We start from the raw sequence: 12,021 nt of genomic DNA, 5'->3' as shown, positions 1-12,021 counted from the left end.
TTCGGCAGCGGAACATCGCACGAAGAAAATTGATTTTTATTTTCGAGGAGTCTCGCATCTTACACTCCAATCAACTTACCAATGAAGTCTCTTTACGACAATTACATAAAAGCAGCAATCTTTTAGAAAACAGCCTAAAAAACTGACCATCTCAAATTGATGGTCAGCTCATTCATCTATTCAAACTGCTTATAAAATTCGGAATCGTCGGGATCTACACCATTTCGTTTATTTTGATTCAAAGAAGAAATCTGCGACATTTCTTCTGCACTTAACTCAAAATCAAAAATTTCTACGTTTTCTTCTATTCGATGCTTTGTAACGGATTTGGGAATCGTTACAACACCATTTTGAATGTCCCAGCGCAAAATGATCTGTGCCACACTCTTGTTATGTTTTTCAGCCATTTTTACTAAAACAGGTTCTTCTAAAATCTCACCCTTTAAAAGTGGACGCCACGCTTCAAGCTGAATGCCTTGTTCTTTACAATAGGATAATAATTCGTCCTGAGTAAGACGTGGATGATATTCCACTTGATTGACCATCGGTTTAATCTCTGCATCAGCAATTAAGTCTTCGAGATGATGCTGTTTAAAATTGCTTACACCAATCGCTTTTGCTTTTCCATCTTGGTAGATTTTTTCGATGGCTTTCCATGTTTCTTTGTATTTGCCAGGAACGGGCCAGTGGATCAAATAAAGGTCGACATAATCTAAACCAAGTCTTTGTAAGCTCGCGTCAAACGCCGCAAGTGTCTGATCATACCCTTGATCTGTGTTCCATACTTTTGTAGTGATAAAAAGTTCTTCTCTTGGTACGGTAGATTCACGAATAGCTTTTCCAACGCCTGTCTCATTATCATAAAAACTTGCTGTATCAATGCTTCGATATCCCGCGTCCAGTGCCCATTTTATTGCTTGAACAACCTCGTCACCTTCTTCGGCTTTGTATACACCAAGACCAATCCAGGGCATATGTACACCGTTATGTAAAACCGCTCGATCATGAATACTGTTTACCATACAGAATCCCTCCTTTCTGCTATTTTGGCACATTTTTAAGTCACTTTCTAATTTTTGAACCGTTTCTGTGAGTCTTTAATGTGCATTTTTCTAACTAAATTAATCCCTTTAAGCGAGCAAGCAATAATCCATGAGCCAGTTCGCTGTCTTTCCAAATTCCTTTTTCGATGTTATGAAACGCTCTTTCAATCGGAATATGAAATGCTTGAATTGATGCTTCCTTCTTTTCAAGCATCTGCTGCTGATACTCTAGAATATCTCGAGTAAAGTAAACGTGTGTAATCGTATTTGCCAAACATGCGGAAGGCTGAATGCTTCCTAAAAAAACGGTTTCACCACACACAATTCCGGTTTCTTCTAAAAGCTCGCGTTTTGCACCAGCATTCGGATCTTCACCAACATTCATCCCCCCGCCTGGGAGCTGGATAATAACTTCATCCACAGCAGGACGATATTGACTGATTAGAACTAAATGATCACCCTCTACTGCAACCATTACCACAGCTTGGTTCTGGTTCTCTTTTAAGGTGATTTTTCCAAATTCATCTTCGTAAACTTCTATATCTTTTTCTCTATTTTGATACACAAGTTCCATTAACAATCCCCCGCTTTTTTAAACTTCTGACTTTACATTATCCAAAATTGGAAAGTTTTTCAATATGTCAGGATTGGTAATTGTGTCCAATTCGTAAAAAAATACGATAATAAACAGCTTTTGGGAACTTCTCAGCCATCCTTTCGTATGTTAGTGAACATTTACTTGATAAAAAGGAGTCTGCAGCCATGAAAAAGTCACTAGGTATTCTATTAATCATTGCTTCATTTATTTTATGGGGTTTCATTCTCGTCGTCCCTTTTATGTCGTTTAGCGGTACGACAAAAACTGTATTCGTTACGATCTTAGTCATCACAGGAGAGGTAACCTTTTGGTTAGGTGCTCTTCTTGCTGGAAAAGACATGGTAAAACGATTCATTCAAAACATTTGGAAACGGTTGAAAAAGGAAGAAGAATCATAATCAAAGGAGGATTATGGACAAAAGACGACATAATAAAGATCACAGACTCGATGGAATTACAGAGTTAAAGCCCAACAGTTAAGTCTGTACGGGCTTTTTTGTTTCTTTTACCGATTCTATTGAAGCAGACTTCATTAGTATAACCGCCGAGATCACATACAATAGGGATGCAAGGTAGAACAGGCTGCCAATTGTAAGAAAATCGATCAAATAACCTGTTGCAATTACAGCCGCTGCTCCCCACACACTTGTCCATAAATGATAGTTTCCTATTTTTCGTCCAATTTGTTTCCCGCTTGATTGTCTAGATAACGCTGTCTTTTCAGTCGTTTTTTGCACGGCGCCTAACACGCCCATCACGATTTGCAATGCATAAAGTGCTGATACTGTTTCTATGATTGGAACGACAAGCATCATTCCGGCCATTCCCCATGTGTATAGAAGTAATAGAGTTCGGTCTCCAATTTTATCCGAAAGCCTGCCTATAACCGGGTGAGCGAGTGCACCGGTTAATGCAAAAAGCCCGTATGCCAACCCAAATTGTGAATAGCTGTCTCCAATGTTTCTAATCAGCAGCAAGTAGAACGGAAAGACCATAGAACTTGCTGTCATTAATAGACTTTGTGAAGTTACAAACGTCCGATCATTCATTTCCCATACCTCACATAAAACAGATTTTTAAACCGTTCATCCGGATCCAGCACACGTTTCTTTTCGAAAAATTCGTCAATTCTGGGATAAGCTTCATGCAGCTGCCTCTTAGTTGGGTAGGAATAGTAAGGCAAATAATAGCTTCCATCGTGCTTTAACGTAACATCGATCATTTTTTGTACTACTTTTTCTGTCTTTTGGATTTCTTGTTTCGAACGTCCTTGGTTGATCAGCAGCACAAGAGCAAACATATCGTCTTTTGCATAAGAAAGAACAGCATTTTCATCATGCTCAACAAAACGAATCGTTATGTTTAAAAGGTTCAAATCTTCCTTTTTCAACAGAGTGCGCAAGTCATCCACGTATGCCGAAAATTCATCGACTGGTACAAAATATTCTTGAAGCACTTCTGTACGGTTTGGGTTTTCGTATTCCATAAACTCACTATCAGATCTCATCACATTATTTCGCGATTCATATTTCCCATCGTTTTTGATGAAATACTTCTTTTGGGTATCCCATAATAGATTTTTACCCTTATCACTGTACCGCGATAATCCGAGCATGAATTTTGGCAGCGCAACGATTGTCTCTTTTTTCAATTCATCGTACTTATTTAATTTTCTTTGGTCATCTACGAGCACATAATCCGTTACATACAATTCTTTAAAAAATGATTTGGGAGCTACCGATAATCTTGCTAAATGCATTCTTACAGAACGATCGTTTTTTACTTTTTCTTTAAAATAAGCGGTGTATTCTGAGTAATCCATTTCCACTGTTCGGTGCTGGTACAGTTCATCATCTGCCAGTTGCAATGTCACATCAAGAATAACGCCAAAAAGACCATATCCGCCGATCACGTAAGGAAACCACTCACTATTCTCTGTCCTGCTTACATTAATAATCTCGCCATCTGCTTTTAACAAATGAAAAGATTCTACTGTGTCCACTAATGAACCATAGCGTATGTCCCTGCCATGAACATTTACACTAAGTGACCCGCCGACTGTAAAAATATTTTGGGATTGCATGACTTTTAGTGATAAACCATAAGGGTTGATTTTCGTTTGTATATCAGCCCATGTTGCTCCACTTTGAACCGTAATCTTTTTCGTTTTCGGCTGAAACTTCAAAATTTTGTTGTAGCCCTTCATATTCAGAAGCGTTCCGTTCGGATAAAGCGTTTGACCGCCTTGACTATGCTGCATGCCTGCAATGGCAATTGTTTCTTTCATTCGACCTGCTTTCCTTACCCATTGCTGTAAATCTTTCGTTGAGCTAGTAGCTGTTACCACTTTCATCTTTGTCGGTAAAAGTTTGCTTGCATCCCTCACTGTATCGTTCTGCTGTTGTTTAGAATAAACATGCAGACTTAAAAATAAAGCGAAACTATAAATTAAGATTACTGCAGCAATCCACTTCTTCATTATCAACCCGCCTAATTCACAATAGTGTAATATTACACTAATATTATAAAAGGAACCTCACGGAAATAACAAGTAAAAATTTCCAAATAAAAAAATAACGCCTAGATACTCTAGACACCTATATCTCGACCGAACATAGGAAAAAAGATACAGAAAACGCTCATTTAATAATGATAAAAATCCAAAAAAAATAGAAAAAATGGTGATTCGTACAAGCACGATCTTTACATTTTCATATAGTAATATCGGGGGTGATATCCTTGGCAAAGAACAATAACGGACAAAACGGAAATTCAAAGGAAAATAAAAGCGAAACTACTGAAGTAGGCGTTATTCGTCTAACTTCCTTCGGTCCAAAGCTTGCATCTACATTGGTTGAAGTTGTTACAGTTCCGGAACAACTTACGGAATCTGCACAAAAAAAACAACAAGAAAAATCTAAGAAAATTTCTAAAATGAAAATTTCTTTAGATGCCTTTGAAGTTTCGGAATAATTCATAAGTAAAAAGCCCCAGAATCAGGGGCTTTTTCTTTTTAGCTTTTATTTAAAAAATTGTTGCTACTGTGAGATTTGAGAGAACTCTTCTTTGAACAGTTATTTGTAGAGGAAGGAAATTAACCACTTTCAAAAGCAGTAAAGTTTGCAAAAACAACCTTCTATTTTCAGTTCGTTTATTTGGTAACTTCTATTCTTTCATTTGTATTCTGCTTCAAGTAAGTAAGTGTTGCTGCACCTAGTAAGTTGGCTGCCAGCAATAATGCGTCTTCATTTATTTTAAATTTGGGATGATGATGCGGAAAAGTTTCCTCCCAAGCAGCATCTTCAGCACCGGTAAAGAAGAAAGTTCCGGGTACTTTTTCTAGATAATAGGCGAAATCTTCGCCGCCCATCTGTGCTTCAATTTCTTCTAATTCAACGACACCCGGCACTTTTTTCGCCACTTCAACGAAAAATTCAGTATCTTCCTTATGGTTGACCACTGCGGGATAGCCGCGTTTATAAATATATTCATAAGTAGCGTCTGCAGCGAGACATGTTCCTTTTGCAATACGGTCGATTTCTTTTTCAATCGTCACTCTTACATCTTCTTTAAACGTTCTGGCGGTTCCTGTCAGCATAGCTGTGTCGGCGATAACGTTGAATGCATTCTTTGCTTCAAAAGCCCCGACAGATACTACTGCAGCATCCAGCGGATTAACGCGGCGGCTCACGATTTGCTGTAAATTGGAAACAAGCTGTGCGCCGATCACGATGCTGTCTTTTGTTAGATGGGGCTGTGCGCCATGACCACCTTTTCCTTGCACTTTTATCGTAAATGAATCGGCTGCAGCCATTACTGGACCTGTTCGGTAACCGACTGTTCCCATTGGCAGCGGTGCCCATAGATGTGTTCCATAAATTACATCCACACCATCTAAACAGCCATCTTCAATCATGGGCAGCGCTCCGCCTGGTGCCAGTTCTTCTGCATGCTGATGAATGAAGACGACGTTGCCTTCAAGTTCGCCTTTCATTTCGGTTAAAACTTTAGCTAAAACGAGAAGTGTAGCAGTATGACCGTCATGACCGCACGCATGCATTACACCAGGAACGTTCGACTTGAACGGCAAATCTGTTTCCTCCTGTATCGGGAGTGCATCAAAATCTGCACGCAATGCAACCGTTTTGCCAGGTTTACCGCCTTTAAGCGTAGAAACAACACCTCTTCCGCCTACACCTCTTCTCACTTCTAGCCCTAGCTTCTCATGATAGCCTGCGATGAATGCCGGTGTTTGTACTTCTTCAAATGAGAGTTCTGGATTTTGGTGAAGATGCCTGCGGATTTCCACCATCTCATCTTTATAAGCTGCTAATAAATTAAACAATTGTTCCAAACCCGCTCACTCCCTTTTTTTAGATCTCCACTACTTTCTCTTCGTCAAGACACTTTATAAATCCTTGTATAAACCACATATCCGATCTTTTTTCAGAACATTTAATTTACTAACATTTTACAAGCTGTTCTTATCTCTTACAACAGGCATTTAAGAACACAACTTTTTTACTATAAATTAACACCCTTCTGCTTTTCATGCTATGTAAGGGGTTTCCTTACCAGAATTTTCACTCTTAATAAAATTTACCAGCCTCCTATATTCCGCTATAATGAATCTAGTATTTTGCTTTTCCTATTAAAAAGCATTAAAGGAGCGAACTGGATGGATCTTTTGTTAAAAGAAAGTCTGAAAGCTAGCTATAATGAAAAAGCCGATGTTCGAAATAAGATGGAAATAGAAAATTGGAAGCTTGCTGAGCTCGATCTATTTATCAATGTTCTTCATCAAGAAAACTTGAATACTGTTCTTGATCTAGGTGCTGGTTCCGGCCAGCAGGGCAAATATTTGCAAGACCATAGCTTGGATGTAACGTGCATTGATCTTTCACCAAACATGGTGGAAACATGCCGTTTTAAAGGCTTAAAAGCAGAAGTAATGGACTATTATTCTCTGGATTTTGAAAAAAAATCCTTTCATGCAATTTGGGCCATGAATACATTGCTGCATGTACCAAAGATCAGTCTTCCAGCTGTTTTGCATTCGATACATACCGTTTTAAAAAATGATGGGTTGTTCTACATGGGTGTTTATGGCGGAAATGAGATTGAAGGTGTCTGGCAGGATGACTCCTATATCCCAAAACGATTCTTCTCTTTTTATACAGACGAAGGAATTCAAGAAGTCGTGTCTCCATTATTTGAAATCATCAATTTTCATGTTGTGGAATGCGCTGGAGGAAGCTTTAATTACCAGTCATTATTACTTAGAAAAAAACAGATAGAAGACTAAAAAAAGCCGCCTTTTGCGCGGCTTTTCGTTATAACACCAACCTAATATTTGGTATAATTAAGACATAACTCCGTGTCAGTCAAAAGCCGATTCTTAAATATGAAAGGCGGACGATTTTTTGACAAAAACCATTACAAAAACGGAACACCTTTACGACATGCTGGACTCTTTATTACGAGATGAGGGAGCGTTTTGGAATTCTTTTTATGAAGATCGAAATAAAAAGATTCCTTTTTTTGTTGATTCACCTGATGAAAATCTAGTGAACTATGTGGAAAGCGGCATTATTTCTCCTGGAAGGGTATTAGAGTTAGGGTGCGGACCTGGACGAAACGCGATCTATCTTGCGGAAAACGGGTTTGAAGTGGATGCTGTAGACCTTTCATCTGAGGGACTTCAATGGGCAAAAGAACGAGCAGCTAAAAAAGGGGTAAATGTAAACTTTATTCAAGGAAATATTTTTAAAATGGAATTCCCCCATCATCAATACGATTTCATCTATGATTGCGGGTGCTTTCATCACGTTCCCCCTCACCGCAGAGTGAGTTATCTTCATCTATTAAACAACAGTTTAAAAGATGATGGCCATTTCGCTATAACCTGTTTTGATGCGGAAGGAATGGGAATGAATGTTTCTGATGAAGAAGTTTACAAAGAACGTTCAATGAAAGGCGGACTCGGGTACACACTTGAGAAAATGAGAGACGTTTTTGCAGGTTTTCAAGAACTCGAATTGCGTAAAATGAACGAAATCATTCAGCCAGCTTCTGTATTCGGGCTGCCCTTTCTATGGGCAGGGCTTTATAAAAAGTAAAAAAGGAAACACTTGGAGCGAATCCAAGTGTTTTTTTTATGAAAAAGTTGTGAACCCACCCACTAAACATAAATCATCCCCTCAGCACTACAAAATCCCGCCATTCTTCTGGAAGCATTTCTACGTATTTCCGCGTCAAAAACCGATCGTCAACTAGCACAAGTGTCCCGTGATCTTCTTCAGAACGGATGACCCTGCCTCCTGCCTGCAGGACTTTGTTCATGCCTGGATACACATATGCAAAATCATATCCATTTTTACCCGACTCCTGAAAATAATTTTTCATTGTATCCCGCTCTAAACCGACCTGCGGTAGTCCGACTCCGATAATAACAGCACCTGTTAACCGGTCTCCTTTTAAATCGATTCCTTCTGAGAAAATACCACCCATAACCGCAAATCCGACGAGAGATCTTTCATGCACATCATCAAAATTAGCCAAAAATTCCTCGCGTTCTTCTTCCTTCATAGATGGATATTGCACAATTGGCTGAAATTCTGGATTAGTCTCGAGTACTTGCTCATAGACATCTGTCATGTAACGGTATGAAGGGAAAAAGACTAAATAATTTCCTGGCCGCGTTTCAACCAAGTTTGTTATCATTTCCACAATCGGTTCAATTGTCTTTTCGCGATCTCTAAATCGAGTGGAAAGGGGCTGAATGAAAACGTCCAGCTGCTCTTTTTCATAAGGTGATGGCATGCGGATGACATAATCGTCTTCCCCGCCGCCTAGCATCTCACGAAAATAAGAAAGCGGAGAAAGCGTAGCTGAAAAGAAAATACGTGCGCCATATTTTTTCCCCGTTTGGCTTAGCAAATGAGATGGATCCAGACAAAACAGCCTCACAATAACTTCACTTTTAAAACAATCTATAAATGTGACAAATCGTTCATCGTAATAGGCAGAAATTTTCACCATCTGCAATGCCGAAAAATAGGCTTCAAGCAGTGCTTCATTATTTTCACCGTTCGCAAGATGCTGTTCAGCATGCACCATGAAAGATTCCAGACATTCTATTAATTCGGCTGGCAGTTCCTTAACTACTGATTCAATCTCCCCAGCTTCTTTTTTTATGTGAAGAAGTTCATCGTTGATCGCTTTCGCCGTTTTCCATAAGCCCTCATGTTTCCCTTTATATTCGCGTGACAGCTGAAGAAACGAAGACTTTGTAATTGCTGCTGCATACATGCCGCGAGCCCGATCCACCAAATTATGTGCTTCGTCCATTAACAATACAGTCCGCTTTTTCTGTTCCTCAAACAATCGTTTAAATGACACGCGCGGGTCAAATACATAATTATAATCACAAACGACAGCATCAGCCGCATAAGCAAGGTCAATTGAAAACTCAAACGGACATACACTGTGTTTAAGTGCATATTCACTTATAACATCCCTGTCCATCACCGATTCATTTTCTAAAATGTCCAGGACTGCTCCATTGATTCGGTCATAATAGCCATCTGCAAACTCACAATACGATGGGTCACAGCGCGTTTCTTCTTTTAAACAAACCTTGTCTTTCGCGGTAATCGTTACACTTTGAAAAAATAGCCCTTTTTCTTTCATCATCAATAGCGCTTCTTCCGCATTTTTTCGGTTCAATGTTTTTGCTGTTAAATAAAAAATCTTCTCAGCTGCATTTTCACCGATCGCTTTTACAGCAGGAAAAAGTGTCGAAATCGTTTTCCCCGTTCCGGTCGGGGCATTGGCAAACAGCGTTTTTTTATCCAGAATCGTCTTATAAACGGCTCCCGCAAATTTCCGCTGGCCGTTCCTATATTGGTTAAAAGGAAAAGCCAGATCCTGTATGGTTTCATTTCGCTTAAGGCGATTGGAATATCGCAGCTGCGCGTAAGGTGCATAATTTTTCACGAGGTCGAGCATAAACATCTCTAATTCATCCCTCGTATAAACCTTTTGAAACCTTTTCTCTTCACCAGACTCCACCTGCACATATGTAAGCTGAACGCTCATTTTTTCCTTTTCTTCTTTTTTCAAATACATGTACGCATAGCATTTGGCTTGTGCCCAGTGAACCGGATAGGAGTCACTCCGAATATCCTCCAATGGCCTAGCCGTTGATTTTATTTCATCGATCGTGAACGTTTCATCTTGAATAAGAAGTCCGTCACAGCGCCCTTCTACAACGTAATTTATTCCTTCATATTCATAATGAGTCTGTAAAAACACTTCAGCAGCATCAGCTTCACTGTACGTTTTTTGTATTTTCTGATGAGCTTTTGTTCCTTCTGTTAATGATGTTGCTGTTCTGAATCCCGATTCGATGCTTCCTGACCGGTATACATATTCTACTAGTGCTCTGACAGAGATTTTTATAGACTCGTTCAATTACTTCACCTCCCCGCTCCTTGCGCATTTTTTTATAAATTAATCGTACCACATTACTGATGTTTCATAAGCTTTGAGTCTCTTGATCAGTTAACCAAAAAATAGTTATTGCTATTCAATGCTTTTATGATAAAATTTTAAATGTTTGAAAGCGATTTCAAAAAAGTTTAGGAGGACATCGATATGTCTACATTAACTAATTCACTAGTGAAAACATTAAACCTAAAGAATTTTACACACGGTACATCTGAACAGCGTAAAGAATTCGGGGTTCAGTTTGAAGCAGGATTAAAAGAAACTGGATTCATCATCTTAGAAGGTCATGGCGTTAACACTCAACTGATCGAGAAAAACTATGAGCTTTGGGAAAAGTTTTTCAGTCTTGAAAAAGAGATCAAGCAAAAGTATGAAGGCATTGAAGGCGGAGCACGCGGCTACACAGGTTTCGGTAAAGAACATGCAAAAAACCGGAAAGTTGGGGATTTAAAAGAATTCTTCCATGTTGGACAAGAATTGCCTGTTGGCCACCCACTTTCCAGTGATTATGCTGCAAACGTATGGCCGGAAGAACTGTCTGAACTTCGTCAAAACGCATTAAACTTTTATCGTGAATTAGAGCGTGTAGCACGCAACATGCTTGAAGCATTGGCGATTCAAATGGACCTTCGTCCTCGCTTTTTTGCAGATATGATTCAAGATGGAAACAGTATTCTTCGTGCCATTCACTATCCTCCGCTAGATGATTCAATGGATAAAGGCGCAATCCGTGCTGGGGAACATGAAGATATTAACTTGATCACACTTTTAGTAGAGTCTACAGCTTCAGGATTAGAGCTTCTTACACGTGAAGGAGAATGGGTTCCTGTAAAAGCGGAAAAAGGCCAGATTATTGTTGATGCTGGTGACATGCTGTCACGCATCACAAACGAAGTGATTCCAGCGACGACACACCGTGTTGTGAATCCAGAAGGAGCGAATACATCTCGCTATTCTATGCCATTCTTCGTTCACCCATACCCAAACAGTTTATTAGAAACGATCCCAACATGTATTTCTGCGGACAACCCTGAAAAGTATCCACCGATCACAGCTGGTGACTTCCTCTATGAGCGCCTTGTTGAAATCGGTTTAATCAAAAAATAATTAAAACACCGGCTGGTCCAAAAGATAAACTTTTGGCTCAGCTTTTTTTGTTTTTTTCTACGCAAATGAGCATTTTTTCTTCACAAATCAGCAAAAATTCTACATACCCTAACATTTGAATGAACAACATTTCTCCTTCTGGAAAAAATTATAAAAAAACAGCCACCTTTAATAGGATGGCTGATTCAGTGAGTCTTCTTCATTTAAATTCGCTGTACAATTTTGGCATTTCACAGCACGCAATGGAATGGTTGATAAGCAATATTTACATTCTTTTGTATCCGGTGCTTTTACTTCTTCCTTCTTCTTAAAACGATTGATTTGTTTAACCACAATAAAGATAACAACCGCAATGATTAAAAAATTGATGATCTGATTAATAAACAGACCATAATTAAGTGTAGGCGCTCCCGCTTTTTGTGCGTCAGCCAGGGACGAGTAAGATTTACCTCCCAAGTTTATGTATAAATCGGTAAAGTCTACTTTCCCAAGTATAAGTCCGATAGGCGGCATAATTACATCTTCAACTAGAGACATAACAATTTTACTGAATGCTGATCCGATAATAACCCCGATGGCTAAATCTATGACATTACCGCGCATAATAAATGTTTTAAACTCGTTCCACATGTTTCAAATTCCTTTCTCTTTATCTATTCATAGGTATTACCATACAATATTTTTTTTGAAACGTCAGTACTATAATACCGAGAAGGGGATAAATGACCAATGACTGTTTTTTGATATTTTGATAATTTCTTA

At 39.0% G+C, this 12,021-nt stretch carries 12 protein-coding genes; 5 read left to right on the top strand and 7 right to left on the bottom strand.

Going from position 1 to position 12,021, the window contains the following annotated elements; translation table 11 throughout:
- Positions 1–176: 176 nt before the first annotated feature.
- On the bottom strand, positions 177–1,022 hold the full coding sequence (locus J2X07_RS01625; RefSeq protein WP_310255895.1) for an aldo/keto reductase: 846 nt from the start codon (positions 1,020–1,022) through the stop codon (positions 177–179).
- A 94-nt stretch (positions 1,023–1,116) separates the two neighbouring features.
- Complete coding sequence (locus J2X07_RS01620; protein WP_310255893.1) at positions 1,117–1,617, bottom strand: NUDIX hydrolase; 501 nt, start codon at positions 1,615–1,617, stop codon at positions 1,117–1,119.
- A 188-nt stretch (positions 1,618–1,805) separates the two neighbouring features.
- Between J2X07_RS01620 and J2X07_RS01615 the strand changes: the two genes are divergently transcribed.
- Positions 1,806–2,039 (top strand): transporter suffix domain-containing protein, encoded by a 234-nt coding sequence (locus J2X07_RS01615; RefSeq protein WP_310255891.1) that lies wholly within the window; start codon positions 1,806–1,808, stop codon positions 2,037–2,039.
- A gap of 78 nt (positions 2,040–2,117) precedes the next feature.
- Here the strand turns inward: J2X07_RS01615 and J2X07_RS01610 are convergent, their stop codons facing one another.
- Together J2X07_RS01610 and J2X07_RS01605 are read right to left on the bottom strand one after the other, a co-directional pair.
- Complete coding sequence (locus tag J2X07_RS01610; protein ID WP_310255890.1) at positions 2,118–2,690, bottom strand: MFS transporter; 573 nt, start codon at positions 2,688–2,690, stop codon at positions 2,118–2,120.
- Entirely contained in the window at positions 2,687–4,120 is a 1,434-nt protein-coding gene (locus tag J2X07_RS01605; RefSeq protein WP_310255888.1) for an FAD-binding oxidoreductase, read from the bottom strand. Before J2X07_RS01605 ends, J2X07_RS01610 begins: the two co-directional genes overlap by 4 nt.
- A gap of 260 nt (positions 4,121–4,380) precedes the next feature.
- On the opposite strand from J2X07_RS01605, the gene J2X07_RS01600 reads away from it, so the two are divergent.
- Entirely contained in the window at positions 4,381–4,614 is a 234-nt protein-coding gene (locus J2X07_RS01600) for a hypothetical protein (RefSeq protein ID WP_310255886.1), read from the top strand.
- Between the two features lie 178 nt (positions 4,615–4,792).
- On the opposite strand, the gene J2X07_RS01595 is transcribed toward J2X07_RS01600, so the two are convergent.
- On the bottom strand, positions 4,793–5,953 hold the full coding sequence (locus J2X07_RS01595) for an amidohydrolase (RefSeq protein WP_396193573.1): 1,161 nt from the start codon (positions 5,951–5,953) through the stop codon (positions 4,793–4,795).
- Between the two features lie 366 nt (positions 5,954–6,319).
- Between J2X07_RS01595 and J2X07_RS01590 the strand changes: the two genes are divergently transcribed.
- Both J2X07_RS01590 and J2X07_RS01585 read left to right on the top strand, forming a co-directional pair.
- A complete protein-coding gene (locus J2X07_RS01590) occupies positions 6,320–6,946 on the top strand; it encodes a class I SAM-dependent methyltransferase (RefSeq protein ID WP_310255881.1) in 627 nt (208 codons plus the stop codon).
- A 157-nt stretch (positions 6,947–7,103) separates the two neighbouring features.
- The gene (locus tag J2X07_RS01585) at positions 7,104–7,760 is read left to right on the top strand and encodes a class I SAM-dependent methyltransferase (RefSeq protein WP_310257361.1); all 657 of its coding nucleotides are present in this window, start codon (positions 7,104–7,106) and stop codon (positions 7,758–7,760) included.
- A gap of 73 nt (positions 7,761–7,833) precedes the next feature.
- Here the strand turns inward: J2X07_RS01585 and J2X07_RS01580 are convergent, their stop codons facing one another.
- Positions 7,834–10,116, bottom strand: a complete 2,283-nt coding sequence (locus tag J2X07_RS01580; RefSeq protein WP_310255879.1) for an ATP-dependent DNA helicase — start codon at positions 10,114–10,116, stop codon at positions 7,834–7,836.
- A 183-nt stretch (positions 10,117–10,299) separates the two neighbouring features.
- Here J2X07_RS01580 and J2X07_RS01575 point away from each other — a divergent pair, with 183 nt between their 5' ends.
- On the top strand, positions 10,300–11,259 hold the full coding sequence (locus J2X07_RS01575) for an isopenicillin N synthase family dioxygenase (RefSeq protein ID WP_310255877.1): 960 nt from the start codon (positions 10,300–10,302) through the stop codon (positions 11,257–11,259).
- Between the two features lie 168 nt (positions 11,260–11,427).
- On the opposite strand, the gene mscL is transcribed toward J2X07_RS01575, so the two are convergent.
- The gene (mscL, locus tag J2X07_RS01570; RefSeq protein ID WP_310255876.1) at positions 11,428–11,889 is read right to left on the bottom strand and encodes a large conductance mechanosensitive channel protein MscL; all 462 of its coding nucleotides are present in this window, start codon (positions 11,887–11,889) and stop codon (positions 11,428–11,430) included.
- Positions 11,890–12,021: the final 132 nt, after the last annotated feature.

This window comes from Fictibacillus barbaricus, from assembly GCF_031457135.1.
Classification (GTDB): domain Bacteria; phylum Bacillota; class Bacilli; order Bacillales; family Fictibacillaceae; genus Fictibacillus; species Fictibacillus barbaricus_A.
This window is presented reverse-complemented; position numbering and strand designations above follow the sequence as displayed.